The 25,748-nt window shown below is 62.0% G+C and carries 25 protein-coding genes and 1 pseudogene; 4 read left to right on the forward strand and 22 right to left on the reverse strand.

Translation table 11 applies throughout. The annotated features are described in order from the left end of the window. A partial coding sequence (locus tag R4P70_RS14930; RefSeq protein ID WP_317830957.1) for a glycoside hydrolase family 5 protein occupies positions 1-1,276 on the forward strand: 1,276 nt, incomplete at its 5' end. A 51-nt stretch (positions 1,277-1,327) separates the two neighbouring features. On the opposite strand, the gene R4P70_RS14935 is transcribed toward R4P70_RS14930, so the two are convergent. Together R4P70_RS14935 and R4P70_RS14940 are read right to left on the reverse strand one after the other, a co-directional pair. Next, on the reverse strand, positions 1,328-1,990 hold the full coding sequence (locus R4P70_RS14935) for a GAP family protein (RefSeq protein ID WP_060939613.1): 663 nt from the start codon (positions 1,988-1,990) through the stop codon (positions 1,328-1,330). Positions 1,991-2,122: 132 nt separating this feature from the next. Further along, positions 2,123-3,715, reverse strand: coding sequence for a D-alanyl-D-alanine carboxypeptidase/D-alanyl-D-alanine-endopeptidase (locus R4P70_RS14940; protein ID WP_060939614.1), 1,593 nt, complete (start codon positions 3,713-3,715; stop codon positions 2,123-2,125). An 86-nt stretch (positions 3,716-3,801) separates the two neighbouring features. Here R4P70_RS14940 and R4P70_RS14945 point away from each other — a divergent pair, with 86 nt between their 5' ends. Both R4P70_RS14945 and R4P70_RS14950 read left to right on the forward strand, forming a co-directional pair. Beyond that, the gene (locus tag R4P70_RS14945; RefSeq protein WP_060939615.1) at positions 3,802-5,127 is read left to right on the forward strand and encodes a serine hydrolase domain-containing protein; all 1,326 of its coding nucleotides are present in this window, start codon (positions 3,802-3,804) and stop codon (positions 5,125-5,127) included. A 42-nt stretch (positions 5,128-5,169) separates the two neighbouring features. Beyond that, on the forward strand, positions 5,170-5,808 hold the full coding sequence (locus R4P70_RS14950; protein ID WP_020969422.1) for a PadR family transcriptional regulator: 639 nt from the start codon (positions 5,170-5,172) through the stop codon (positions 5,806-5,808). 242 nt (positions 5,809-6,050) lie between these two features. Here the strand turns inward: R4P70_RS14950 and R4P70_RS14955 are convergent. Beyond that, positions 6,051-6,413 (reverse strand): annotated as a pseudogene (locus R4P70_RS14955) (VOC family protein); the annotation flags it as partial. A 57-nt stretch (positions 6,414-6,470) separates the two neighbouring features. On the opposite strand from R4P70_RS14955, the gene R4P70_RS14960 reads away from it, so the two are divergent. After that, complete coding sequence (locus R4P70_RS14960) at positions 6,471-6,878, forward strand: hypothetical protein (protein WP_019748092.1); 408 nt, start codon at positions 6,471-6,473, stop codon at positions 6,876-6,878. 46 nt (positions 6,879-6,924) lie between these two features. Here R4P70_RS14960 and R4P70_RS14965 read toward each other — a convergent pair whose 3' ends face one another. The 19 genes from R4P70_RS14965 to R4P70_RS15050 all read right to left on the reverse strand — a co-directional run bounded on the left by R4P70_RS14965 (position 6,925) and on the right by R4P70_RS15050 (position 25,718). Continuing rightward, positions 6,925-7,668: a DUF6390 family protein gene (locus R4P70_RS14965; protein ID WP_060939616.1), complete on the reverse strand. Its 744-nt coding sequence runs from the start codon at positions 7,666-7,668 to the stop codon at positions 6,925-6,927. Continuing rightward, entirely contained in the window at positions 7,668-8,738 is a 1,071-nt protein-coding gene (hypE, locus tag R4P70_RS14970; protein WP_020969420.1) for a hydrogenase expression/formation protein HypE, read from the reverse strand. Before hypE ends, R4P70_RS14965 begins: the two co-directional genes overlap by 1 nt. Then, positions 8,728-9,840, reverse strand: coding sequence for a hydrogenase formation protein HypD (hypD, locus tag R4P70_RS14975; protein ID WP_021333540.1), 1,113 nt, complete (start codon positions 9,838-9,840; stop codon positions 8,728-8,730). The genes hypE and hypD overlap by 11 nt, the downstream gene beginning before the upstream one ends. After that, on the reverse strand, positions 9,837-10,136 hold the full coding sequence (locus tag R4P70_RS14980; RefSeq protein ID WP_020907459.1) for a HypC/HybG/HupF family hydrogenase formation chaperone: 300 nt from the start codon (positions 10,134-10,136) through the stop codon (positions 9,837-9,839). The genes hypD and R4P70_RS14980 overlap by 4 nt, the downstream gene beginning before the upstream one ends. A gap of 16 nt (positions 10,137-10,152) precedes the next feature. Beyond that, a complete protein-coding gene (gene hypF / locus R4P70_RS14985) occupies positions 10,153-12,441 on the reverse strand; it encodes a carbamoyltransferase HypF (RefSeq protein WP_019748087.1) in 2,289 nt (762 codons plus the stop codon). After that, entirely contained in the window at positions 12,438-12,722 is a 285-nt protein-coding gene (locus R4P70_RS14990) for a HypC/HybG/HupF family hydrogenase formation chaperone (RefSeq protein ID WP_019748086.1), read from the reverse strand. The genes hypF and R4P70_RS14990 overlap by 4 nt, the downstream gene beginning before the upstream one ends. A 3-nt stretch (positions 12,723-12,725) precedes the next feature. Further along, entirely contained in the window at positions 12,726-13,220 is a 495-nt protein-coding gene (locus R4P70_RS14995) for a hydrogenase maturation protease (RefSeq protein ID WP_019748085.1), read from the reverse strand. A gap of 6 nt (positions 13,221-13,226) precedes the next feature. Further along, entirely contained in the window at positions 13,227-13,346 is a 120-nt protein-coding gene (locus R4P70_RS32710; RefSeq protein ID WP_003942178.1) for a DUF6893 family small protein, read from the reverse strand. Positions 13,347-13,410: 64 nt separating this feature from the next. Next, the gene (locus R4P70_RS15000; protein WP_020969416.1) at positions 13,411-14,775 is read right to left on the reverse strand and encodes a hypothetical protein; all 1,365 of its coding nucleotides are present in this window, start codon (positions 14,773-14,775) and stop codon (positions 13,411-13,413) included. Next, positions 14,772-15,410 carry a DUF6084 family protein gene (locus R4P70_RS15005; RefSeq protein ID WP_021344000.1) on the reverse strand — a complete coding sequence of 213 codons (639 nt, stop codon included), beginning with the start codon at positions 15,408-15,410 and terminating at the stop codon, positions 14,772-14,774. The genes R4P70_RS15000 and R4P70_RS15005 overlap by 4 nt, the downstream gene beginning before the upstream one ends. Beyond that, positions 15,407-16,027, reverse strand: coding sequence for a DUF5947 family protein (locus R4P70_RS15010; RefSeq protein WP_166655195.1), 621 nt, complete (start codon positions 16,025-16,027; stop codon positions 15,407-15,409). Before R4P70_RS15010 ends, R4P70_RS15005 begins: the two co-directional genes overlap by 4 nt. A gap of 19 nt (positions 16,028-16,046) precedes the next feature. Further along, on the reverse strand, positions 16,047-16,949 hold the full coding sequence (locus tag R4P70_RS15015) for a NifU family protein (RefSeq protein ID WP_019748081.1): 903 nt from the start codon (positions 16,947-16,949) through the stop codon (positions 16,047-16,049). 3 nt (positions 16,950-16,952) lie between these two features. Further along, positions 16,953-18,746 (reverse strand): nickel-dependent hydrogenase large subunit, encoded by a 1,794-nt coding sequence (locus tag R4P70_RS15020; RefSeq protein ID WP_019748080.1) that lies wholly within the window; start codon positions 18,744-18,746, stop codon positions 16,953-16,955. 54 nt (positions 18,747-18,800) lie between these two features. Then, positions 18,801-19,916 carry a NiFe hydrogenase small subunit gene (locus tag R4P70_RS15025; RefSeq protein WP_020969412.1) on the reverse strand — a complete coding sequence of 372 codons (1,116 nt, stop codon included), beginning with the start codon at positions 19,914-19,916 and terminating at the stop codon, positions 18,801-18,803. A 163-nt stretch (positions 19,917-20,079) separates the two neighbouring features. Then, on the reverse strand, positions 20,080-20,919 hold the full coding sequence (gene hypB / locus R4P70_RS15030) for a hydrogenase nickel incorporation protein HypB (protein ID WP_317830958.1): 840 nt from the start codon (positions 20,917-20,919) through the stop codon (positions 20,080-20,082). Positions 20,920-20,921: 2 nt separating this feature from the next. Then, complete coding sequence (hypA, locus tag R4P70_RS15035; RefSeq protein WP_317831069.1) at positions 20,922-21,251, reverse strand: hydrogenase maturation nickel metallochaperone HypA; 330 nt, start codon at positions 21,249-21,251, stop codon at positions 20,922-20,924. 154 nt (positions 21,252-21,405) lie between these two features. Next, complete coding sequence (locus R4P70_RS15040; protein ID WP_264614426.1) at positions 21,406-23,037, reverse strand: cutinase family protein; 1,632 nt, start codon at positions 23,035-23,037, stop codon at positions 21,406-21,408. Positions 23,038-23,218: 181 nt separating this feature from the next. Next, positions 23,219-24,331: an alcohol dehydrogenase catalytic domain-containing protein gene (locus tag R4P70_RS15045; protein ID WP_024487609.1), complete on the reverse strand. Its 1,113-nt coding sequence runs from the start codon at positions 24,329-24,331 to the stop codon at positions 23,219-23,221. Between the two features lie 28 nt (positions 24,332-24,359). Beyond that, positions 24,360-25,718, reverse strand: a complete 1,359-nt coding sequence (locus R4P70_RS15050; RefSeq protein ID WP_317830959.1) for a pitrilysin family protein — start codon at positions 25,716-25,718, stop codon at positions 24,360-24,362. Between the last annotated feature and the right edge of the window lie 30 nt (positions 25,719-25,748).

Consider the following 25,748-nt stretch of genomic DNA (forward strand, 5'->3'; position numbering starts at 1 on the left):
CCTGACACCCGTTCATTCGGCATGCTTCCATCCTCGTTTCCAAGGCCAGAAGTCTCCACCGAACCCAGGGCGATTCATCAACGTCGTCCGACTCAACGTCGCGTGGTCCCTCCTCGAACCGACCCGCGGTGCATTCGACACTGCGTATGTCGACCGGATTCGAGGCGCAGTCCAGAACGCGAAAGATCACGGCATTTACACCGTTCTCGACATGCATCAGGACGCATGGGGCCCGTACGTCGGCACCCCGAGCGACCAGTCGTGCCCGTCTTTCATGGAGCCGGGAGTCGGCTGGGACGGCGCACCGGAGTGGGCAACCCTGACCGGCGGATGGACGACCTGCAATATCGCTGGACTCCGGGAAGCCGCACCGGCGATCGCCCATGCCTTCCAGGCGTTTTACGACGACGAGCAAGGAATCCAGAGTCGCCTCGTGGCTACGTGGGCGCGGTTGGCCGCCGAGTTCAAAGACGAACCAGCGGTGGCAGGATACGACCTTTTGAACGAACCGAATCCCGGCCTGCGCGATCCATTCACCGCCGCTGATCAGATCGGGCAGTACTACAAGCGGGCCACCGACGCCATCAGACAGGCCGAATCAGGCGGATTTCCGCACCTCGTGTTCTTCGAGCCCAGCGCGATCTGGTCGGCATTCGGCTTCGACGCGCTGCCCCCACGCCAGTACCTGACCGATCCTCTGGTGGTCTTCTCGCCACATCTCTACAGCGAATCGATAACAGTCAGTAGCGAATTCCCCGGAATCGAAGACGGGTTCAAGATCGCCGACCGCGCTGCCGCCTGGTACGACGCCCCGTTGTGGACGGGTGAATGGGGTTGGTTCGGGGATGCCGGCGAGCAGGGAGCAGACGTCGACCGCTTCGTCGACGCCACCGACAAGTACCGGATGGGCGGCGCGTGGTGGTCGTGGACACAAGCGTGCGGTGACCCCCACCCGGTTCGGGACGGCAATACCCACCAGCCGCAAGGAAATTTGAATCGCATCGACTGCCCTTCCGGCGAATCACTCGGGCTCGTAGAGGGATTTGCCGGGCCTCTCTCGCGTGCTTATCCGCGAGCAGCGCCCGGCACACTGACGGAGTTGTCGCGCAACGGGTTTACCGGGACCGGTACCGGACAGGTCGAAGCCTGGTACCCCGGCACCGACCGGCCACAGCTCGAGACCACGAATCTCGCTGACGTCCGACTGTCCCCGATAGAGGGCGGCTGGCAACTGATCGGCCACGCCGATGGCGACTACGCGGTGAACTTGGCCTGATAGGACACCCACCTCGGCGGTCCGCGTTCACACCACGTGAAAGAGGGCTTATCAGAAGATTCCGCCGATTCCTTTGCCGATCAGAACAACTCCGACGACCAAGATCAACACGCTCATCACCGTGGTGTTGTTGTCTTGGAGCCAGACCTTGAGCTTGGCCAACGGCTCGCGCAGACGATCAGCAGCCACCAGGTATCCGATGACCGGGATCGCGACCGTTGAACTGGCGATGATCGTGAAGACAAGGACAGAGGCGATCACTCCACTCGTCGCCAGCGACGCCGAGCCGATCGACACTCCCGCCGCGATGCACATCAGCAGATTCTTCGGGTTGATCGCGGCGAGCGCGAATCCTAGGCCCAACCCCTTGACCGCGGTCATCTCGTCGATGGCTTGCATCCACTTCGGTGTTTCGTGTTCGCCGCTGCGCCCTCGCCACTGCTTGACCCCGACCGCCAACAGGAGGACACCGAGAGCGAGTTTGATCCACGATACCGTGGCAGACGGTCCATTGTCCGAGGTACCGAGGGCACTGGACAGGGTGACAAAAAGAACTGTGGCAATGAAGATTCCGAGCAGCCAACCCAACGCGAACCCGATGCTGGTGCTACCCGCGCGCTTGGAGAGCAACATCAAGATCGTGGCGATGACGGCTACCGGAGACACGGCGACACCGACAGCTATGGGGAGGAGATCTCCGATAACGGAACCCATGTCAAAACTCGTTTCTCATCGGGACGCAGTCGATACCGCTGCGCGCCAATGCTGACACTCTGTGCGCCTACATCGTTCGTGCCTCATTCGAAAGGGATGAGCGCCCGAACGCCGGACCACTGACTCGCCCCGTCAATTCGTCTGTGCTTGTTGGAATGCAGCGGCAACACCACCGACGTCTCCCCCGACTTGGAACACTCCCCTAGGCAGGTCGGGAAACACTGCATCACTGACGGCGACGACAAACAGAAGTCGGCGATCGTCGGGGGTGATCATGTAACCCGACAACGCTTGAAGAGTGACTATCAACCTGCCGGTGTCAGATTCGACGTCGGCGGATGTTCCCGTCTTACCGATGACCTTCCCCTTTGCCGGACTGTCGGTTCCCACGCCCGACAACGAACCTCGCTCACCGAGTACGGGTTGACCTGCCCAGAACGTATCGGCCCATGGCTGCTGGTCCACCCAGTCGAGCCACTGGAGGACGGCTGCGGGCGTCGATTGTGACGGGTCTCCGCCCTGACCGTCCATGACCACCAGGTCGGATGCTGCAATACCAGCCTTCTCGGCGAGTGCCCGCACGGTGGGCAGACCGTCGCTGCACGACGACGATCCTGTCGCTACTGCCAACAGACACAAGAAAGTGTTCGCGCCCGTGTTGTAGCTTGTCGCGAGAATCATCCCTCCCGACTCCGAAATTGGTGCCGATTGCAGGCTCGCAACCTGTCGACTTCCTGAATATGTCCGATCGACAGGCAGGGCAGCCGTGCTGTTCGTACGAGATACCGATGCAACCTCGATTCCATTGCGTCGCAGTGCTTCTACGAACAGCTGACGCGCCCACGTCGGCGCGTCGGTGATGCGATAGACAGTCAGCGATGTCTTTCCAGCCGGCACGGACCCGGTCACGTTGATCTGGGTGGGATCGGACGGATCGGCCGCAACCTTCAGAGTCGAGTCGCTACCTTCCTCACCCGTGGTGACCTGAGCATCGACGCGGAACAGGCCGTTACCGGGAAGCATGTCGATGGTGGCGGGCTCACCTACCGCACCCGGACTCGCCTGGATATCGACGAGGTTGTCGTTGACGAAAATCGATGGGACCAGGCCTTCGACTGTCGAGTATGTGTCCCACAGACGAGGGTCTACCAGAACGTCGCCGTTTACCCGAGTGATGCCGGCGTCGGCTACTTGTCGTGCGAGATCGTTCAGGCCTGCCAGCGGATCACCGGGCGCGAGAACGGCTCCTGGCAGGGCATCGGCGTAGACGTGGTCGATGCCGTCGGTGGCGAAATCGAATCGGCCTTGTGCGGCGTTGCGCCCACCGAGCGCGAGGTCACCGGAGCCGACCAGCACCAGATCACCGGTAAGGGTGCCCTCGACGGGGAGAGAAGTGGCATAAACGGGGGTGGTGACAGTGTGGTCTACACCAAGGGTGTCGTAGGCGGTGCCGACGGTGAAATGTTTGGTCTGGGAAGCCAAAAACATAGAGCTATCAGCATTGTTGCTGTAAACCACCTCGTCGGTGGCGGGGTCGACCAAGAGATAGGACCACCGAGCCATAGCGTACGGATCGGTGGCCATGATGCGGGCTGCCTCCTCGGGAACCTGTTGCGCCGGAGCCGATGCGGAATCGGAATTCGACGGCTTCGCCGAACATGCGGTGAGGACTACTCCGACGCTGATGAACGCAGCGACGGCGCGAACTGATGTGGTGTGCGGCATGGACGCTCCTGAGGATGCATGACTGATTTGTCGTAATTTACTGCAAAGTGCAGCATGCAGAGTGCAGTATCGCTTAAAGTCCCTCTATGAACCCTTTTGGGAAGTCGACGTCATTTCACAACGTCAAGACCAGCAAAGTGGCTGTGGCCTGCATCGCTACGGCATTGCTGCTCTCAGCCTGTTCGTCCGCAACCGATTCCGAGTCCCCCTCGTCGTCCCCGCCGACCTCCGCCGGGTCTGCGGACAGCGCCGTCTTGTCTTTCGACAGCGCCGCAATGGATTCCGTCGTCTCCGAGAAGGCAGAAGAGTTCCGTGAGATCGCAATGGTGGTCATGATCACGACGCCGACGCAGAAGTACGTCAATACATGGGGTTCGGTCAGGGAAGGCGTGAACGAGCCTCCCACTCTGGACACCAAGGTTCGCGTGGGCTCGAACACCAAGACCTGGACCGGTACGGCCATCCTGCAGTTGGTCGACGAAGGCAAGGTTGCGGTAACCGATCCGGTCAGCAAGTTCCGCCCAGATGTCCCCAACGGCGACAACATCACCATCGGCGACCTACTCGACATGCGTAGCGGCCTGTACAACTACACCGAAACCCTCGAACTAAACCGGGCGCTCGACGAGCAACCGGAGCGGGTGTGGACACCCGAGGAACTGCTGGCAATGGGGCTGAGCCAGCCGCCGTATTTCGCGCCCGACACCGGTTATCACTACTCCAACACCAATACCGTTCTCCTCGGCTTGATCGCCGAGCAGCTGGACGGCAAGCCGATTCAGCAGATCTTCGCGGACCGATTCTTCGGGCCACTCGCACTCGCAGGGACGTCGTTTCCTGCGAACACCGACACCAGCATCCCGACTCCGTTTGCAGACGGCTACACCTACAGTGGCAACGTCGAAACGCTCGGCGAAGGCAAAGAGGCTCTCCCACAATCTCGCCTCGACGCGATCGCCGCAGGCACCGAAAAACCGACCAACACCACTAGGCACAATCCCTCGTGGACATGGTCTGCAGGTCAGGGAATTTCGACTGCAAACGACATGGCGACATGGGTCAAAGCTCTGGGAACCGGTTCGCTCCTGAGTCCCGCCACACAAGAGTTGCGTTTGAACAGTGTGCAACCCACAGATGGCGAAGGATCCGCAGGATACGGATACGGTATCGCTCAAATGGGTCCGATGTACGGCCACATCGGCGAACTGCCCGGCTACAACTCGTTCATGGGGTACGACCCGGTCAACGACGTAACCTTGGTGGTGTGGGGAAATCTGGCACCCACGGCCGATGGTTTCGCCCCGGCCTCTGCCGTCGCTGCAGCGCTCGTCCCCTTCATCTACGGCAAGCCCGCTCAGGACACATCCGACGACATCGCCGACACCGAGGATGCAAACGGTGAAGGGAAGTAGCACTTGTAGGCTCGGATGTAACCGCGGAACGAAGGGAGCCATGTGGCTCAGCGTGATCTCACACCTACCTCGTACATGATCCTGGGACTGCTGACGGTCAAGGACTGGTCGGCATACGAGATCGCCGAACAGGTCGGACGCGGGGTCGCCGAGTTGTGGCCCAGCGCAGACCGACAGCGATACAACGCCCCCAAAATTCTGCTTGAACGCGGTCTGGTCACGGCGAGCACGGTAACGAAAGGCACTCAGCGCTCCCGCACGGTCTACTCCATCACCGACGAAGGCCGCACAGCGCTGAGTGACTGGCTCGCCACCCAGGCCACACCCCCCGCCTTGCAGTTCGAAGGCATGATCCGCGTGATCTTCGCCAACCAAGGCACGATCGCCGACCTGCGGACCAACCTGACCACCATGCGCGAACAGGCAACTCGGTCCCGAAGTCTGTTCGTCTCACACGCACAACGGATTTCGGCCCCCGAAGCCGGCACACTCCCCCAGCAGAATCATCTGATGGCACTGGCCAACCGGTTCATGATCGGCCACTTCAACCACATCGCCGAATGGGCCGACTGGGCGCTGGAAGAAACTGCTGACTGGCCCGACACAGTGCAACCGGCAACAACCCACCGAAAGCGCACCGTCTCCACCCTCGCTCACTCGATAGACGACGGAAGTAGCTAGATCCTCCTCGAAAGCCATCGGACGCCGGTCCGACACCTTCTCGAATCCAGTTCGATCAGCGATCTTGAAGAGAACAGTCCGACGGACGCGGACCGCGGACGAACGATCAGAGAAAGCGGGACCCGCAACGTCCGGTGACGAACACCGATTCCAAGTGCACGGCGGGGAAGGATGTCGACAGCCGGCGGAGGCAGCACTGGACGACATTGAATCTGGAGTAATTTCTCCTCGGAGTGGTTGGTTCACGGGTAGACGGCGATCTCGATAAGGTTTCCGTCGGGGTCGCGACAATAGTGCGAGACCATCTCGCCGAGGGCACCCAGTTTGGTCACGGGCCCGTCGAGCACCTCGACCCCACAGTTCTCCAGGTGCTCACGGACAGTTCCAGGCGACGCAAGAGTGATGAAGCACAAATCCTCGGAACCTGCTGGCTCGACGGCGCCGGTGGTCCAGGCCGGGTCTTGCTCCGCCGATCCGAGAGGCCTCGGATTGATCTTCTGATCTCCGAACTTCAGTGCAGTGCGTACCGTGGGGCCGAATATCTCGATCGTCATTCCGAATACCTTCGCGTACCACTGGGCGGTGGCGTCGACGTCACCCCGCCGCCGATTGAAACGCGAAACGGCACCGAATCGCCGGTCAAGCGACTAGCGTCGAATCGTATGACTGCACTCAACGCTTTTGCACGTACCGGTGCCGCGGTCTTTGCGGCCCTTGCGATCTCCGGCGTGATGATGCCGGGTACCGCGGCAGCGGCGCCGAGCACGGTTCCGTTCCAGGTCGACCCTTACGTCCCGCTCGTCGACTTGCCCACTCCCCACCTTGCAGCGATCGTCGGCGAAGAACCGGGCGTCGCCGTGCTGCACGTGCAACGCGCACCCGGCGACGGAAACCCCCACTCCGCGGTCGTCCACTGGCTCAGTCTCGGCACCGGAGCGTACGGATCCGCATCATTTCCGACACTGGATGCACAACCCGTCACCATTCGTCCGGGCTCGGGTCAGGTCGTCGCATACGTCGATCCCCAGGCGATCGGAACACCGGGCCTCGGAACCTTTTTCGTGCCCTGACACCTGCGTATCCTCCAGACCGTGGTCCCTGCTCTGACAGGGCCTGTCACGTCGACAGCATCCGGGTCGCGATCCGCAATGCCGAGTCTTCCGCGGCATCCAATGCCCGTGATTGCTCTGACGTGATGTTGTCACACAGCCAATCCCAGTGCATCGTCACCAAGGCGCCCTGGACGGGCGTCGGTGCGAGTGAGCGGCCGTCAACGCTCCATCGCACTCGCTGCGTCACCGGCGTGCCGCGTACGAGTTGCTCACCGTCGAACTCGAGCGGGGACGAAACCACCAACGCGTGCTCCTCACTCACGTCCTCGACCACTCCCCATCTGATCCGGCAGTTCTGGAGGACGGACAGTGGGACCGCACCGCGCTTCCGAAGAAGCTTGACCCACGGATACACCAGAAATACGTGAAAACTGTGGTGCGCGAGCGCGCGGTCCCGATCCCCGAGGGCAGGGAGAAACCCGGTGTTTTCGCGTTCACCGAATGCCCCCCTCAAGTGCTGCAACAACGCCCCCGAATCAAGCGAGTCGAGGAGATCACCTCCTACCCAATAGGCTTCGATCACTCGCGGATCGAGAGGATCGTCGATGCCCGCACTTGCGGCCAATGCCTCGAGGTACGGCCACGCACCGTCGAATTGACGAGCGCGATCACGGTCGCCGCTGCCCGAGTTGCCGCTGGCCAGACGAAGCAGCACTGAAGGATCGTCGGGTCCGCAGTAACCCAACTCGTTCGGCGGATACGCGTAGCGGGCAAACAACGCCGGCCCGTTCATACCGACGGCAGTCATCAGCAGATCCGCGGAAGTTGTTCACCTGCCGGCAAATCCACTACCCGATTGCCTCCCAATGCCGTACGCGCCACCACCATTCCGCGATGTTCGGCCACGCACTCCCCGATCACGGCAGCTCCCGCACTCAGCGGATTACCGCGCATCGCTTCCAGAATTCGGTCGGAGTCTTCTCGCGGAACGAAGGCGATCAGTTTACCCTCGTTGGCGACGTACAAAGGATCCAAACCGAGTAGCCCACAGGCGTCGCGCACGTCAGCGGGAATCGGCAGATCTCGTTCCACCAGCGCAACACCGATGTTCGACGCTTGAGCGATCTCGTTGAGGGTGGCGGCAACTCCGCCCCGGGTAGGGTCGCGCAAGACATGGATGTCGACGCCGGTGGCAATCATGTCGGCGACCACGCCGTTGAGCGACGCGCAATCACTGCGCACCTCGGTCCCGAATTCGAGACCTTCGCGACAACTCATCACGGCCACCCCGTGAACACCGATGTCGCCGCTGACGATCACGACGTCACCCACTTGTGCGCGAGTGGGGTTGATGTCCACCCCGTCGGCGACAATCCCGATTCCCGCGGTGTTGATGAAGACTCCGTCGCCGTGACCGGCATCGACAACTTTGGTGTCACCCGTCACCAGTCGAACGCCGGCAACGTGCGCAGCCCGCCCGAGCGCCTTCGCGATCCCCGCGATGTCGGTCAACGCGGTCCCTTCTTCGAGGATGAATGCCGTCGACATCACCAAGGGTTGTGCTCCCGCCATCGCCAGGTCGTTCACCGTTCCGTTGACCGCAAGATCGCCGATCGTTCCGCCGGGAAACACCATGGGTTTCACGACGTACGAGTCCGTTGAGAAGGCGAGCCGCACCCCGCCGATGTCGAATACAGCCGAGTCGCCGAGCTCGGCATCGGCAGCGCTTCCGAACGAGGGCAGGAACAGATGCTCGATGAGCTCGGCGGACATCGCTCCCCCACCGCCGTGTCCCATGACGATGTTCGGCGAATCACGCAGCGGCAGTGGGCACACCCATGCCGACAGGTCCACGACAGCGGTCTCCTCAGCCGGCATGACCCGCCTCCTGCAGTTCCAGGCGTCGGTACAGGTAGTACGCAGCGCACGCCCCCTCGGACGACACCATCGTGGCACCGAGTGGATTCCGCGGAGTACATTCCTTCCCGAAGGCACTGCACTCGTGTGGCTTGATCAAGCCTTGCAATACTTCACCGGACCGGCAGACACTCGACTCGTCGGTGTGGATATCGGTCACCGAAAAACGTTCTTCCGCATCAAAATACGCATACTTCGGCGCCAGCTGCCACCCACTGTCCGGGATCGATCCGATGCCGCGCCACGTCCGGTCCGACACCGCGAACACATCCTCGAGCATCGCTTTCGCTGCGGTGTTGCCCTCCGCCGTGACAGCACGGGCGTAGGCATTTTCGACCTCGTGTCGACCCGATTCCAACTGCAGCACAGTCTTTCTGATGCCCTCCAGGAGATCCAGCGGCTCGAATCCGGTGACGACGATCGGGACCCTGTACTTCTCGGCGAGGGCCGGGTACTCCGACGTTCCCATCACACTGCACACATGCCCGGCCGCCAGAAATGCCTGCACGCGGCACTCTGGCGAGTCCATTATCGCGGCCATTGCCGGCGGGACCAGAACGTGCGAGACGAGCAGCGAGAAGTTCTTGATACCCAGGCGATTGGCCTGATAGACGGTCATGGCGTTGGCCGGCGCTGTGGTCTCGAATCCGATCCCGAAGAACACCACTTGCCGGTCCGGATTCTCCTTGGCAATAGTCAGTGCATCCAACGGTGAGTACACCACGCGAACGTCGCCGCCGGCGCTCTTGATCCGGAACAGATCCGACGAACTCCCCGGAACTCGCAACATGTCCCCGAATGAACAGAAAATGACATCGGGCTTTGCCGCGATTTCGAGAGCTTTGTCGATGATCTCGAGCGGCGTGACGCAGACCGGGCAACCAGGTCCGTGAATCATCTCGATCTGCTCTGGGAGTAGTTGATCGATGCCGTGCCTGATGATCGAATGTGTCTGACCACCACACACTTCCATGATCGCCCATCGGCGCGTGGCCAGCGCGCGGATCTGATCCAGCAGTTTGCCGGCCAGTTCCGGATCGGAGAACTCGTCCAGATACTTCATGATTCCGTCTCCTTCGGTTCGATCCCGGCGGCCCGGGCAGCCCTGGCGAACCCGTCACCGAATTCCTCTTCGAGTACGCCGAGGTGTTCGAATTCCGCCAGCGTGCTGCGTGCGGATTCCTCGTCGAGTCGTTGGATCGCGAATCCGACGTGCACCACGACGTACTCGCCGACTCGGGCGCCCGGAATGTATTCGAGGCACACTTCTTTTCGGACGCCACCGAAGTTCACCACCGACATCGTCGTTCCGTCGCGTTCCTCCAAGGACTCGATACGTCCTGGTACGGCTAGGCACATGGCACAACTCCTGACCTCATGACGAACTCCCGACCAGCACTTGGCCGTAGGCGAGACCACCGTCGTTCGGTGGTAACTGCAGTCCTGTCAACGGCGTGAATCCGGCTTCTCCGAGCAGGGCACACGCCCGGACGAGCAGGAGGGGGTTCTGAAAGACGCCTCCGGTGAGAACTACCTCGTCCACTCCCGCCAGGTCGCGGCCACGGATTGCCCACTCGACTACGAGGTAAGCGACAGACTCGTGGAAGCGCGCGCCGATCACGTCGGCGGGCACCTTCGCCCGGAGATCACGGACAACGGCCCGAATGACCGACCGTGGATCAGCTGTCCATGAATCGTCGTCCGACTGCACCCAGTCGAAGGTGTACCGCGACGGGGCGCAGTCGACTCCCCTCGAAATGCCCTCCAACTCGATGGCGGCCTGCGCTTCGTAGTCGACGCTCTGACGAACCCCGGTCAGCGAGGAGACTGCGTCGAACAACCGCCCCATGCTCGAGGTGTCCACACACCCGAAACCGGTTTCCAACTGGTGAAGTAGGACCGACTGCTCTCGTGGCGGACAGGCCGCCACCGGCGCGAGGTCGGATTCCCAGTCCAACCCGGCATGCCAGAGGTGGGCGAGCGCCATTCGGTACGGTCGTTCCACTCCGGCATCGCCCCCTGGCAGCGGTACGTATCCCAGATGCGCGAGACGGCGATAACCCTTGTACGTCGCCAGCAGCAATTCCCCTCCCCACACTGCGCCGTCCGCCCCGTAACCGGTGCCGTCGAACGCTATTCCGAGAACCGGTTCGCTCCCGTCCCGGCCGTTCTCCCCCATCACGGAAGCCACATGTGCGTGGTGATGCCCGACGACGCGCACCGGTCGGTCTCCACTACGACTGCGAGCCCACGAGGACGAGCGATACCGAGGATGCTCGTCACAGGCAATCTGGTGCGGCACTACTCCGGTGATCGACTCGAAGTGACTCTCCGAGGCAGCAAAACTGTCGAGGACAGCGAGGTCGCCCATGTCTCCGATGTGCTGACTCGGCCAGACATACGCACCCTCGGCAAGACAGAAGGTGTTCTTCAGATCGGCCCCGACCGCCAAGGTGGGCGGTAGATCGAACGGCGCCGCAACGGGCAGCGGTGCATATCCGCGCGAGCGACGAAGCAACTGTCGTCCACTGCCGACTATTCGCATCACCGAGTCGTCACACGGCATCAAGATCGGACGGTTGTGGGTCAACACCCCGTCGGCCAGGTCACCCACCCGTTCGAGATCGTCGTCGGAATACAGAATTGGCTCGCCACCGATGTTCGCCGACGTCATCACCAACGCCGCGGGGCCCGCAGCGTCTCCCGCCAACCCGAGAAGAAGATGCTGAATCGGATTGTAGGCCAGCATGATTCCGATGTCCGGAATGCCTGGGGCAATCGAGGGAGACGGCGTGTATCCAGACGCTTTGGCAACCAGCACTATGGGACGCTCGCGCGAGGACATGGCATCGGCCTCGGCATCCCCGACCACACCCAGCGCTCTGGCTTCTCTCACATCGCGCACCATCACCGCCAACGGCTTGCTCGGTCGATGCTTGCGGTCACGCAATTCGTGAACCACGCGATCATCACGCGCATCGCAGGCCAAGTGGAATCCTCCAATTCCCTTGACAGCAAGAATCTTCCCGTCTCGTAGCAGCGATCGGGCTCGTAGCAGTGCACCCTCGCCGGTCTCCGTGGGCGCGTCGCCTTCCACGAACGAAAGCGTTGGACCGCACTCCGGGCAGGCAATCGGTTGCGCATGAAACCGGCGGTCGGAGGGATCCACGTACTCCGCCGCACAGTTCGCGCACAACGGGAACCGCTTCATCGTCGTAGCGGCCCGGTCGTAGGGCATCGACTCGATGATCGTGAATCGTGGACCACAATTGGTGCAGGTGATGAAGGGATGACGATATCGCCGATCGCTCGGATCAGTCAGCTCCCGCAGGCAGTCGTCGCAGATCCCGACATCGGCCGGCGCCAAGGTTCGCCCGACCGCCCCCGCATCCGTCTCGATGATGCAAAACCCCTGACGACCTAGCGGCGGCGAGTCCTCGCGCTCTATCGACTCCACTCGTGCCAGCGGTGGGGGGCGGTTTCGCACCCGAGCGACAAACGCATCGATTGCCTGTCCGTCGCCTTCGATGTCGATCACGACCCCGAGAGCAGAATTTCCCACCGAACCCGACAGTCCCAGTTCGGTCGCAGTCGCGTGAACGAACGGCCGGAATCCCACCCCCTGGACTACGCCACGAACGATGACACGGCTGGCGACCATCATGTCCCGACCTCGCCGGTACGAGTACCGGACTCGTCGATCTCACCGTCTTGACCACGGCCCATCAGTTCGAGGCCGGCCCGGGCGCGCTGTGCTCCCTGTTCGTCGACCTTCTCGACTGCAAAGCCCATGTGGATCACCACCCAGTCACCTGCCGTGACGGTGCCTTCGTCGAGCATCCCGATGTTGACCTTGCGCGGTGCACCTTCCACGTCGACGAGGGCGAGTTGACCGCCGTATCCGTCCAGTAGTTCGCGTACCCGTCCCGGAATCCCCAGACACATGACTCACACCTCCGGCCCCAAAGTGGTGGCATCACAATCCACGTCGATCGACCGGACGAGTGCCATCACCGCAGAGGCGGCTTGCCCTACCGAATCACGCATCTCTGTGCTCAATCCGATTCCGTCGCCGACCGATTTCGCGTGTGCCCCCACCACGAACGTCCGCGGGAGTGTTCCGCCGAGGGCCTGCAGGCTGGCAAACACCGAACTCGGATGCATGGAATGTGCGTCGAAACCTCCTTGCGAGCCTTCACTTTCTGGGTCCACTTCGATGATCGCAAGCTTCCCCGGCACTCCGGTCACCGGTAATGCGTCGATCAGCACCAGCGCGTCCCACGACTCCAACAAGTCGTATGCCAGATGCACACCACGAATCCCGTAGTCGACCAGGCGAACCCCCGTCGGGAGATTCTCATGCTGCAACGCTCGAACAACTTCGGGGCCGAATCCGTCGTCTTCGAGAAATATGTTTCCGACGCCTGCAATCAGCACGCGCACAGTGCTTTACATCTTTCGCATTCGCAGATAGCGCTGGATGTCCGGCATCGACACCACCAGAACGATCGCGGCTGCGATCGCGGTGGCGCCGAGAAGTGCCGTCGACAGCAATCCCATGCTCCTCATGGCGGGTTCTCCTCTCGATAGCAGTGAAGTCCGAAAGCTGTGAAGTCCGACAGCGTGAAGTACGTCAACTCGCGCCGTCTCGCGGCACCGGCTCTATCTCGTCCGGCGCGAAGTACAGGTAGCGGCCGTACCAGTTGTGCAGATCGGCGGCCGGGTCGTCCAAGAGCGTCACCCCAACATGAATGTCGCCGTCCACGTCTTCATGAATGGTGGCGACGTGGGCGATCCGGCCGTCGAAGAACAGGTCCTGAGCATCAGCGCGACGTGAGGGGTGAAGCCGAACCGTACTTCCACCGCAGACGCGGACGCCGTTGATCAAAACTGCGTCGGTGCGTGGTTGAACACTGGTGTCGGCTTCCGGCGTCCACCAGTCCACGCCGTCAGGCACCTCGGGTATCAGATCAGAACCGGCATTCGAATCTCGCAGCACGCCGTGCAGGCCGGCTAGATCGTCGGCCGTCAAGCTTTCACATCGGTCGATGATGTCGGCAGCTTTCGAGTCGGTCGCCCGCGCCCGCGCCTTTTCCTCTTCGGTCATGGCCAGAATTCTCAGCGTGAGAATTTCGTCGATCTCCGTCGAGTCGAACAGGGATCCTTCGCTCTGCGGCGCAATCTCGGGAAAGTCGTACAAGATGATCGGTGACACCAGAACGGTGGGCGATGTACCGGGGTGAGTCGGATCCTCGGTCCCCGCGAGCACTGGATAACAGCGATTTTGGCGCAGCGGCTCCGAGTGATCTGGTTCATCGAACAACGACACGAACTTCGAGCCTGCGCAGGTCAAAATGACGTGAGTGCCGAGCATCGACTGCGCCGTGGCCGTGCCCTTGTCCCTCATGTCGACGCTCGTGTCGTTCATGATGCTCACGGAGATCACCCTGCGTCTGTCCCCTGCGGAGGCGTTCAATTCCAAGCGGCCAGTCACCGGAAGCCGTGTCCGAACGACCCGTCCGACTACCCGGCCCCGAGAATCCGCCAGAGTCTCTCCGTCGACAACTCCCGCCGCACAGAAGGATTCTTCGACGCCGGCCTCGAGTTCGTCCAGACCCCACGGACCCAAGACGATCTCGGATTCGGTGGCTTCGTCCCACGAGATCGCCTCGTGCCCGTCGACGACCAACCGATCCACCGGAATCCACGCGCCGCCGGCGCCGAGTCGTTCAACCGTCCGCGACTGGTGGTGCAAAAATCTCACCGTCGCCGTTACTTCGGCGCCGTTCCGCTCGAGTTCGCCGAGCAGACATTGGGCGGACATCGACGGTTCCTCGCCGACTCCGTCACCGGCGGCGCCGGGCGGTCCGAGAACCCCGAACTGCCAACGGGATTGATTCTTCGCCGAGCCGGCCCGGTAAGGATAGAGAAGATATCCCTCGTACAGGACAGCGTCGGCCACGGCCCGAACGTCGTGATCCATCTCAGTTCGGGTCATCGGGGCACCTCGCTCGCCGTGAGCAACTGCCGCACGGCTGATTCGAGGTCCGTGAAGCCGTGCGCTGCCTTGAATCGCACGAGATCGGCAATCGTCTCATGGTCGAGGCGTACCCAACCAGAGGCCGGATAATGCGTGGCCATCAGCTGTTTCCACACGTCGACCGGCAATTCGTAGGCAGCAGATCTGTCCCACGGGATCTGCTGTACCGAGAAACCGCGCTGCCCGTCGGTGAATACGGTTCCGCTCAGTAGAACCACGATCGGAATCGTTCCGTCACGGAGTGCGTGCATATACTTCGACGCCGTCACCGAGAAGTCGTACGTACACGCCATGGGTAAGGCCGCGACCGTTGTTTCCGTGAATCCCTGAACGACCGCGGAACACTCCATCCACAAGAAGGTTCGCAGCGTACTCGACCAACGCTCCCGCGGACCGAACAAATCGCGCAGGGCGTCGCCTTCCTCGTCGGAGTACGGCCGGCGGTGCGGTTCGATTCGAACCTGTGCGCGTAGAGCGACTGCTCGGACGGTCGCGCCGGTAGTCTCCGACATCCTCAATCTCACCGTCAGATTTGGTGTAACCGCATACGGTTCCACCTCCACGTTGTCGACCGAGAAGTCGAGGACGGTCATGCCGACCTGCTTCGCGCCTCGACGCGCCCGAAGAACTCGTCCACCGCGCGCGCGGCATCCTGGCCCCCGTCGAATCCGCGCCACACTGTGCGCAGCCTGCCCACCAGCTCGTAGCAGGCGTCGATCGGAACAACGAAGCATCTCGGCGATTGTCCTGACGCGGGCACCGAGACAATCAACGCCTCGACGTCGGCCCGCATCTGCGAGAGCCCCGGATTCTCCGCGAGCACAGTCTCGAACGAGTCGATGGGCAGCTCGGATTCGGTAGCTCCGGCAGGTCCCGGATAGAAGACTATGTACTTGTCGAGGAGTGAGTTCCGAAAGAAGAATGCCAGGCCGACGGGAATTTCCAGGGACTCCCACCGGCCAGGGGCGAGTTCGAAGCCCGGAAATTCGAGATACCGATCGGGAACCGCTTTGTATCGGAGATCCGCGTCGACCGGCGCAAAGAGCAGATAGCAGGGACGGCACACGCACATCAGGCTCCGGACCTGTACGTCCACGACGTGTTGGTGTTCGTCACCTATGCCCGCCGCGCACATCTCACACAGCGGCCCGGTCGGAACGGCGCGCGTCGAGGCGATTCGCGTGAGTACCTCTCCCACAGTGGTTTTCATGACCAGGCTTCGTCCACGGCTAGGTCACCGGCAACACGGAATCGTCGGCAAGCGCGACCGAGAGCACACCGTCGCGAATAAGCACCGGCAGAGGCGCCAGGTGCTCGGAGCCGGTGCCGACCCGCGCTCCCGCTCCGTACACGCTGAAGTGGGCAGAGCACGTCGGACAGGTAAGGACGGCGGCGTCTCGGACAGGAAGGCCCATCATGCGTTCGAGCACAGCCCCCGCCATCGAATGGTCACATACGGGGCAATGGTCGCGATACGCGTACAGATCGTCACCGGAGCGGCAGACCAACAGATCGGTATCCGATACCCGGAAGCCCGCGACCTCACCCGCGTCGACTTCGGCAAATTCAGGGACCTCCACCCAGTGCGCGCCTCCCCCGTCGGCGTGTACGTGCGAGAACAGGGACTCGACCGAGATCACACCCGACTTCAGCTCGTGCGAATCCGGTGTTTCGACGTCGATTCCGGTTGTCTCGGGTGCCGCCGCCTGCACCGCGTCCTGGACCGCGGTTTCGAGGGTCACCGACGACGAAGGGCAACTGTTACAGCTTCCGAGAAGCCGTAGCCGCACCACGCCGTCCGCCACCTCGATCAGTTCGACGTCCCCGCCGTGCGAGCCGAGGTACGGACGCACGCTGTCGAGCGCAGTGCGTACGCGGGTCTCGACGTCGTGCGGGTGAAGTCCGTGCACCAGTAGGAGGCTCGACACCAGATCGTCGCGAACCATCGCATCCATCATGGCCGGATCCGCCAGTGCGACGGTGCGTTCGAGTGCGGCGCCGTACAACTGCACGACCTCGCGGACCAGTTGCTCGGCGCGATCCCTGGCCACCGGGCCTGCACCGGCATTGGCCTGTAACAACGTCTCGATGCGCTCACCTGCTCCGCGCCAGTAGTCGGCCGATTGCTCCATCGATCACTCCCCGGTCACGGACTGCGTCGGAGAGTGCAACTTCTCCAGGGTCTTACCGCCGCCGAGATACATGTGAACACCACACGGCAGACAGGGATCGAAACTACGCACGGTCCGCATGATGTCTATGCCCTTGAAGTGGTCTCGATCGTTCTCCTCGAAGATCGGCTGACCCTGCACGGCATCCTCGTACGGACCGGGGGTTCCGTAGCTGTCGCGCGGGCTCGCATTCCACGGGGTCGGTGGGTACGGGTGATAGTTCGCGATCTTGCCGTCACGAATCACCATGTGATGTGAGAGAACTCCGCGGACGGCTTCGGTGAATCCGCAACCGATTCCCTCGTCCGGAACCTCGAACGACTCCCACGTCTTGGTACGGCCTGCCCGGATCTCGACAAGCGCCTTCTCTGCGAAGTGAAGGGCAGCCGCTGCTGCGTATGCCTGGAAATACGTTCGCGCACGGTTCCTTTCGAGAGTATTGCTGCCATGCTCTGGAATCTTCCACTCGAGCGAGACAGGACCCTTCAGTGCTGTTTTCGGAAGATTGATCTTCACACTGTGTCCGGTCGACTCCAGGTATCCGATGTCGACCAGGCCGGCAAGAGCGGTGCTCCACAGACGAGCCAATGCTCCCCCGCCGGTATCCAGAGCGAGGTTGTCTTTTCCGTCGAACCATCGCGGTGACATGACCCAGCTGTACTTGTCCTCGAGGTTCCGCTTCTGCGGGTGAGGGTTGGTGTGTTGATTCCACGGGTGCCGGCGATCGACCGGGTTACCCAGCGGATCGGTCTTGACGAACATCTCCTGATCACTCCAGTCCTCGTAATACGAGGACCCCAGCATGATTCGGATACCGAGGTTGATGTCCACCAGATCCGTGGTGACCAACTTTCCGTCGACAACCACACCGGGAGTGACAAACATCTTCCGGCCCCAGTCGGTCATGTCCTTGTACGAGAAATTGCAGTACTCGGGGTCTTGGAACGATCCCCAACAACCCAGCAGGGTCCGCCGCAGGCCAACCTTCTCGTAACCAGGCAGCGCCTGGTAGAAGAAGTCGAACAGGTCGTCGTGCATCGGCACGACCTTCTTCATGAATTCGACGTACCGCATCAGCCGCGACATGTAGTCCGTCATCAGTTCGATCGTCGCGACGGTGCCGACGCCGCCGGGATAGAGCGTCGACGGGTGGACGTGCCTACCCTCCATCAAGCAGAACATTTCGCGAGTCGAACGCGAGACTTGCAACGCTTCGCGATAGAACTCACCCGTGAACGGATTGAGAGTCCGCATGATGTCCGCAATCGTGCGATAACCGTGCTGCTCCTCGTGCGGGCAGCGCGTGTTCTCTGCCTGCGCCAGCACACCGGGATTCGTCTCGGAGACCATCTTCTCGCAGTAGTCGACTGCGACCAGATTCTCTTGAAAAATGTTGTGGTCGAACATGTACTCGGCGGCCTCGCCGAGATTGACGATCCACTCGCCTAGATGCGGCGGCTTGACGCCGTACGCCATGTTTTGTGCGTAGCACGAGCACGTGGCGTGATTGTCACCGCAGATGCCGCAGATACGACTGGTGATGAAATGCGCGTCGCGCGGGTCCTTCCCCTTCATGAACAGGGAATACCCACGAAAGATCGACGACGTGCTGTGGCACTCCACCACTTCGCGATTGGCGAAGTCGATCTTGGTGTAGATACCCAGACTGCCGACGATTCGGGTGATGGGGTCCCACGCCATCTCGACAAGACCGTCGCGGTCCGCAGTCGAGGTGGGTTCGGGAACGATGGCCGTCATTGCAGTGCCTCCCAGAGACGTTGCTCACGAACTGATTTGAAGGTATCCGGTCGGTCACCACGTACGCGTCGCACCGGTGAGCAACTTCGACCCGCGCTCGCGCCAGTGCGGTTCCTTGTCCAACGTGTGACCGGTGATCCGGCGCAGACTGTGGATCACGGACCCGTACATTCCCACCGCATTGGTGGAGAGTTTGCCGCCAGGTGGTTCATCCATGAACGGCATGAATTTGTCCGGGAATCCCGGCATCGTGCAGCCGATGCAGATCCCGCCGACATTAGGGCACCCGCCGACTCCGTTTATCCAACCACGTTTGGGGACATTGCATTTCACGACCGGTCCCCAACATCCCAGCTTGACGATGCACTTCGGCGACCCGTACTCCGTCGCGAACTCGCCCTGCTCGTAGTACCCGCCACGGTCACAGCCCTCGTGAACGGTGGCACCGAAAAGCCACTGCGGGCGGAGGGATTCGTCCAAGGGAATCATCGGCGCCTGATCAGTGGCCATGTACAGAAGATAGGTCAGGGTCTCGGAGAGGTTGTCCGGCTGAATGGGACACCCGGGAACGCACACGATCGGGATGCCCGCCTTCGATTTCCAGGTCCATCCGAGATAGTCCGGCACGCCCATCGCACCGGTCGGATTGCCGGCCATCGCATGTATGCCGCCATAGGTTGCGCACGTGCCGACCGCAACTACCGCAGTGGCTTTCGGTGCCAGCTTGTCGAGCCATTCGCTCGTGGTGACCGGTTGGCCGGTTTCGCGATTGTTCCCGAAACCACACCAGTACCCCTCGTCGTGAAGTTTCTCGTTCGGTATAGATCCTTCGACAACAAGAACAAAGGGTTCCAATTCTCCCCGGTCGGCTTTCCAGAACCATTCCAGGAAATCGTCAGCGCCGCCCTGCGGTCCACATTCGAAGTCGATGAGCGGCCAATGAACCGCCACCTGAGGCAGGCCGGGCAACGCACCGAGCGCGATCTCCTCGATACTGGGTTGCGTGGCCGCGGTGAGCGCCACCGAATCACCGTCGCAACTGAGACCGGCATTGATCCACAGCACGTGGATCAGAGTTTCTTCCGCTTTGGCCGCTGCGCTTTCGGGGGTAGCTGCGCTTTCGGAGGCAGGTTCCGCCGTGGTGCCAGCAGTCGATTTTTGTGTGTCCATGTCAGCCGCTTTCACGGGTGCACTTGCGCCTGATTCTCGGCACCGCTACTGCCTGACACGCTATGGCCTGAAATTGCTGCGGCACCGAAACGCTGACGCCACCGGAGTCGAACCTCGGCCCACTTGCGTGGCACCCACTCATTTCATTAACTACCCGAGCAGATCAGTTGTCAACGGCCACCGGAGAAATCGCCGACCGACTACCGATCCACTCGTACCACTCGTCCATGCCCTCACCTGTCGTGGCCGATAGAACAACAACGCGCACAGCAGGATTGAGGATTTTCGCTTGCGCGACACAGGCATCGACGTCGAACTCGACGTACGGGAGCAAGTCGATCTTGTTGATCACCACGAGGTCCGCGACGGCAAAGATGTGCGGATACTTTTTCGGCTTGTCGCCCCCCTCCGGCGTCGATATTAGGACAACCTTGCCTTCCTCACCCAGGTCGAAGAGGGCGGGGCACACCAGGTTTCCTACGTTTTCGATCAGAAGCAGCGACTCGTCCGCGGGGTCCAAGGCGCGCAGCGCGCGATCGATCATCTCGGCATCGAGGTGACAGCCCGCCCCCGTGTTGACCTGGACCACTGACGCGCCGGCCTCACGAATCCGCTCGGCGTCGAGCCGGGTTTCCTGGTCACCTTCGATCACGGCAATCGGTCGTTGTCGTCCTAGTTCCCGGATCGTTCGCGCCAGCAATGTGGTCTTACCCGCGCCGGGCGAACTCATGATGTTGAGCGCCGTGATTCTGCGGCCCCGCATCCACTCACGATTGTGAACCGCAATGCGGTCGTTCTTGGCAAGCACCTGCTGCTCGAGAATTACCGTGTGGTCGGAGTGACCGTGCCCATGGTCATGGTCATGGTCGTGGTCGTGGTCGTGGTCGTGGTCGTGGTCGTGGTCGTGACCGTGCCCATGGCTGTCGTCCTGCTCGGGTTCTCCGCCGGCGACGACCGACACCCGAGGTCCCGTGGTGTCCCCGCACCCACACGTCGCGCACATGCTCAGCTCACTTCCATCGACAGGATCCGCAACTCGCGGCCGGCAAGCACCTCGACATCAGCACTGCCGCACCCACACAACAAGAACATGTCGGGGGGCGAGAAAGTCACGCCACAGCTGTTGCATCGCGCGCTGGTTGCAATCTCATCGATGTGCAAGCTGGCACCCTCGGCGTGAGTACCCGCGGTGACAACGTCGAAGCAGAACAGCAGAGAGTGTGGAACCACCGCGCAGAGTTGCCCTACTTCAAGCCGCACGCTCGCTACTCGTCGGTCGCCGGCACGCTCGCACACGGCTTCGACCACACTCTGCGCAATAGACAGCTCGTGCACGGTGAAACCCACGATTCGTGATCCGGAAACCTCCCTTCCACGATAAGCACCAACCGCCGCTGTACGTAACCCGTACATACAAACAGGCTGCGATCCGCAACTACTTGCGGATCGCAGCCTGTGACAGCGTTTTTGACGAACGGAAACCGCTGGGCTAGCCGGCCGCAGCTTGTGTCGTTGTTGTTGTTGATGTTGTCGTTGTCGTGGTCGCGGCGGGCGGTGCACTCGACTCGACTGAAGTCGACGGCGCCACGGTTGAAGTCACACTCGGCGTCGCGGCCGGCGCAACGGATGTCGTCGTCGGAGCCGCGGGTGCCGGTGCTGCAGATTCCGAACCTGCGGGTGCGGGTTGTACCGCTTCGCCCGTGGTTGTGGTGGGCTTGGCCGAGTCGGTAACCGAAGGCGAAGCAGCCAAGGCGTCGATGGCATCCGCCATCTCTTCGGCGGTCGGCTTCGCCGACGAATCGACCGGCTTGCCGTCCTGCGCCTGCTTGGCCAGATAGGTCAGCCACGCCGCTGCGTACTCCGCTGATGTCAGGGGCTTGCCGTTTGCAGCATCCGAATCGCGCCAGTAGTCGAAGTGGTGACCGACATCCGGGCCCAAGGTCAGGCCGTACGGATCGTTCATGACTACGGGAATGGTGTTCTGGTTCGTGGCGATGAGGCCGACGATTTCCTTGAACAGCTTCTGCGGCAGGTACGCCAACGGCGACACTTCCTCAGTGGAAACCGAGTCCTTTGCGACCGGCGTCGTGGTGGCCTCGCTCGGCTTGTACGCCGGGTCGGAGACCTTCAGCAAGACATCGAGGAAGGTTTCGTCGCTCTGCATCCAGGTGGGATTGCTCGAGATGTCGTTGAAGGCGTCGAACATCACGCGTCCCATCACGACCGCGATGTCCATGCCGGTGGCGGGCGTCAGATTCTGCGCTTGCAACTGGTCGACGTTGAGCTGCCGACCGACGTTTGCCGCCAGAATCAGGAGTGAAATGTTCTCGGGAGCTGCGCAGGTGAGGTCGCCGTCAGAGCAGAACGACGCAATCTTGCCGTTCAGAGCCCCGAAATCTCCGCTGGTGCCTGGAAGTGCCCCGGATCCGGAAGCGGTGTTCTTTCCGTTCTGATATTGCTGGTTGAAACCGTTCGGGTTCGCGTACGGGTTCTCGGCGCCGGGGAACGGCCCCTCCCCCGCGAGTCGACCGGCGTCGGCGAAGATGACCACACCGACGACGTTGTCCGGATTGATGCCGGAGGTGCTCGACTCCGAGCCGATGTCCATCGCGACGCGGCGCACTACGTCAGCGCCTTCGCTGTAGCCGACAATCGAGAACTTCGTGTTCGGGCAAGCCGCGCTGATTGCCTTCATCACAGCGCGGGTGTTGTCCGCGCCCGTCGTCACGGCCTCTTCGTAACTGTCCATGTTTGCGGGATACGCGATGTAGACGGAGGCGTACGAGCCGTCCTTGACCGACCCGGCGGGCGCCTTGAGGACCGGGTCCACCCAGTGGCTGCTGTAGTCGTCTGTGAGCGCCGCCGGGAGGAGTGTCTTTCCATCCGCACCGACGAGCATCTTCGTTGTGCCCTCGACCGGCGTGTCACCGCGACCGGCGACACCGATCCCGACCGTGTCGTGGCACTCGGTGACAGACGCAGTCAACTCGGTCTCGATCGTCTGCGATTGCGGAGAATCCACGGCAACTGCGACCGCCACCAACGCGGCCACGCCGAGCGCTGCGGGCGCTACTGCACCCGCCAGTATTCGATGTCGCGAAAAGAACCCACGAACCGGCATATCTTCTCCCCAATCAACTTTTGGAAAACGTACGACCGACCCCCGGGGCGTCACGCAACGTCATTCGAGTAGTCGTCCAGTACGAGAGGAGCGTTACAAGGGGTAACGATTTTCCGCGGCGAGGCGTGGGGCTCTCGGAGGCGCAACCCTCTCATTTCCGCTGCATAACACCGATGCGCGCCTACTCCGATTCGAAAATAATGACCTGTCGGATTGCTTTTCCATCGGCCAGTTCGTCCATGCCGGAATTGATGTCGTCCAACTCGATTCGCGAGGAGATGAGCTTCTCGACCGGCAGCTTCCCGTCCCGCCACAATTGCGCGTAGATCGGGATGTCGCGGGCGGGGACCGCGGATCCGAGGTAACTGCCGATGATGGTCCGCGCTTCGGCCACCAGCCCGAGCGGCGAGATCGACGAGCGCGCATCAGGCGCAGGCAACCCGACCGTGACGGTCGTGCCACCAGCTGCCGTCGCGGCCACGGCTGTCTCGAACGCCCGAGCATTTCCCGCAGCTTCGACGACGATGTCTGCGCGAACGCCACTCTCGGACAGGCCGGACGGTGTGAAGACCTCGGTCGCGCCCAGTTCCAGCGCCTGAGCCAGCTTGGACTCCAGTGCGTCGACGCCGATGACGTTCTCGACCCCGAGTGCCCGCGCCGTCAGGATTGCGGCCATCCCGACGCCGCCCAAGCCGACCACCATCACAGTGTCCGCCGGGCGAGGCTTGGCCGCGTTGAGTAGCGCTCCCCCGCCGGTCAACACCGCGCAACCGAGTACGGCTGCAATCTCGGCCGGAATATCGTCTTCGACGGCAACTACGGACTTGGCGTTGACCACCGCATGCGTCGCGAAACCCGAAACGCCGAGATGATGTTTGACGCTCTCGCCGGAGCGCCGCAGTCGTTGCGCGCCACCGAGCAAACTGCCGTCGTTGTTGGCGGCGCTACCCACCGTGCACGGCATCCGGCCGTCAGTGGCGCATCCCGCGCACTCGCCACACCGCGGAAGAAAAGTCATCACGACGCGGGTGCCCACCGACAACGAATCAACGCCGTCGCCGAGTTCGACGATTCGACCAGCTGCCTCGTGGCCCAGCAACATCGGCACGGGGCGAACGCGATTCCCGTCGACCACGGAGAGGTCGGAGTGACAAAGCCCGGCAGCTTCGATCTTGACGAGGATCTCACCCGGGCCCGGGGATTCGAGGTCGAGTTCCGAAATCGAAATCGGAGTCGACTCCGCAAAGGGACGCTCCCGGCCGATCTCTTCGAGCACTGCACCACGGATCTTCAACTGCACACCCCGATTTCGATAGTTCGAACTACTTGCCCACGATCCCGCGTACCGACGCAGGGAGGTCACGAACCCGCTTGTACGGGCCGACGACGGCGGCTGCAAAAGGCCTGGTCAAGAGCACCTGCGCCACCTCGAGCACCTCTTCGGAGGTAACCGCGTCGATGGTCGCGAGCGTCTGCGCAACACTGCGATGGTTGCCGTAATTCAGTTCACTGCGACCGATACGGTTCATGCGTGAACCTGAATCTTCCAGTGCCAGAACCAATCCGCCGCGCAGCGATCCCTTGGCGCGGGCGATCTCGGCATCGGTGATGCCGTCCGTCGCCACGTTCGCAAGTACCTCGCGGATCACTGTGGCAACCTCCCCGAGGTTCTCCGGCTGGCAACCCGCGTACACGGAGAACGCTCCGGTGTCCGCGAAGGTGTCTACGCCGGAATAGACGGAGTACGCAAGCCCACGCTTCTCGCGAATCTCTTGGAACAGACGAGAACTCAGCCCGCCGCCCACTGCGGCGTTGAGAACAGACAGGGCCCAGCGATGACCCTCGTGCCGACCGAACGCGCGTACTCCGAGCGCAAGGTGGACCTGCTCGCTGTCGCGGTGGGTCAAGCTCAGTTCAGGCATCGTTCGCAAACGCAGAGTGCCTTCGCGCCGCGGCGCCGGCTTGACTCCACGCTCGAGATGCCCGGCGAAGGCGCGGCGAGCGAGCGTCACAACCTGCTTGTGGTCGACGTTCCCCGCTACTGCCAGCACCATCCGCTGCGGCGTGTAACGCCGAACATGGAAGGAATGCAGCTGATTGCGCGACATCGACTCGATCGATTCGACGCTACCGATGATGGGACGACCGACAGGATGATCTCCGAACAACGCGGTCAGGAAGGCGTCGCCGAGCAGGTCTTCCGGATCGTCGTCTCGCATCGCGATCTCTTCGAGCACTACTTGCCGCTCGACGTCGACATCCGCAGTTCTGCAGCGCCCACGCAGTACGACGTCGGCAACAAGGTCCACCGCCATCGGGAGGTCCTCGTCGATCACGTGCGCGTAGAAACAGGTGTGTTCCTTCGACGTGAATGCATTGAGTTCGCCGCCCACACCATCCATGACCTGCGCGATGTCCAACGCGGTCCGTGACGGCGTCGACTTGAACAACAGATGCTCGAGAAAATGCGCGGCACCGGCCACACTCGGCTGCTCGTCGCGGGAACCGACTCCGACCCACACGCCGACGGAGGCGGAACGCACACCGGGGATGAATTCGGTGACGACGCGCAGGCCGCCGGGAAGGACCGTGCGCTGCACTCCCGATTCAGGAGTCGCATCGATCGGCGATTTCAGCACAGCGCTGCGGCTGCGCGTGGTGTTGGGAGTGGTCTTTGGCATGAAAAGGTTCAGCAGTCCTCGGTGCAAGTG

The sequence above is a fragment of the Rhodococcus sp. IEGM 1241 genome (assembly GCF_033142365.1).
Taxonomy (GTDB): domain Bacteria; phylum Actinomycetota; class Actinomycetes; order Mycobacteriales; family Mycobacteriaceae; genus Rhodococcus_F; species Rhodococcus_F erythropolis.

Excerpts from the sequence above, each read along its gene's own strand:
- R4P70_RS14935 (WP_060939613.1), bottom strand. The coding sequence starts at position 1,990 with ATGGGTTCCGTTATCGGAGATCTCCTCCCCATAGCTGTCGGTGTCGCC.
- R4P70_RS14940 (WP_060939614.1), bottom strand. The coding sequence starts at position 3,715 with ATGCCGCACACCACATCAGTTCGCGCCGTCGCTGCGTTCATCAGCGTC.
- R4P70_RS14945 (WP_060939615.1), top strand. The coding sequence starts at position 3,802 with ATGAACCCTTTTGGGAAGTCGACGTCATTTCACAACGTCAAGACCAGC.
- R4P70_RS14960 (WP_019748092.1), top strand. The coding sequence starts at position 6,471 with ATGACTGCACTCAACGCTTTTGCACGTACCGGTGCCGCGGTCTTTGCG.
- R4P70_RS14965 (WP_060939616.1), bottom strand. The coding sequence starts at position 7,668 with ATGACTGCCGTCGGTATGAACGGGCCGGCGTTGTTTGCCCGCTACGCG.
- hypE (WP_020969420.1), bottom strand. The coding sequence starts at position 8,738 with ATGCCGGCTGAGGAGACCGCTGTCGTGGACCTGTCGGCATGGGTGTGC.
- hypD (WP_021333540.1), bottom strand. The coding sequence starts at position 9,840 with ATGAAGTATCTGGACGAGTTCTCCGATCCGGAACTGGCCGGCAAACTG.
- R4P70_RS14980 (WP_020907459.1), bottom strand. The coding sequence starts at position 10,136 with ATGTGCCTAGCCGTACCAGGACGTATCGAGTCCTTGGAGGAACGCGAC.
- hypF (WP_019748087.1), bottom strand. The coding sequence starts at position 12,441 with ATGATGGTCGCCAGCCGTGTCATCGTTCGTGGCGTAGTCCAGGGGGTG.
- R4P70_RS14990 (WP_019748086.1), bottom strand. The coding sequence starts at position 12,722 with ATGTGTCTGGGGATTCCGGGACGGGTACGCGAACTACTGGACGGATAC.
- R4P70_RS32710 (WP_003942178.1), bottom strand. The coding sequence starts at position 13,346 with ATGAGGAGCATGGGATTGCTGTCGACGGCACTTCTCGGCGCCACCGCG.
- R4P70_RS15000 (WP_020969416.1), bottom strand. The coding sequence starts at position 14,775 with ATGACCCGAACTGAGATGGATCACGACGTTCGGGCCGTGGCCGACGCT.
- R4P70_RS15005 (WP_021344000.1), bottom strand. The coding sequence starts at position 15,410 with ATGACCGTCCTCGACTTCTCGGTCGACAACGTGGAGGTGGAACCGTAT.
- R4P70_RS15010 (WP_166655195.1), bottom strand. The coding sequence starts at position 16,027 with ATGAAAACCACTGTGGGAGAGGTACTCACGCGAATCGCCTCGACGCGC.
- R4P70_RS15015 (WP_019748081.1), bottom strand. The coding sequence starts at position 16,949 with ATGGAGCAATCGGCCGACTACTGGCGCGGAGCAGGTGAGCGCATCGAG.
- R4P70_RS15020 (WP_019748080.1), bottom strand. The coding sequence starts at position 18,746 with ATGACGGCCATCGTTCCCGAACCCACCTCGACTGCGGACCGCGACGGT.
- R4P70_RS15025 (WP_020969412.1), bottom strand. The coding sequence starts at position 19,916 with ATGGACACACAAAAATCGACTGCTGGCACCACGGCGGAACCTGCCTCC.
- hypB (WP_317830958.1), bottom strand. The coding sequence starts at position 20,919 with ATGTGCGCGACGTGTGGGTGCGGGGACACCACGGGACCTCGGGTGTCG.
- R4P70_RS15040 (WP_264614426.1), bottom strand. The coding sequence starts at position 23,037 with ATGCCGGTTCGTGGGTTCTTTTCGCGACATCGAATACTGGCGGGTGCA.
- R4P70_RS15050 (WP_317830959.1), bottom strand. The coding sequence starts at position 25,718 with ATGCCAAAGACCACTCCCAACACCACGCGCAGCCGCAGCGCTGTGCTG.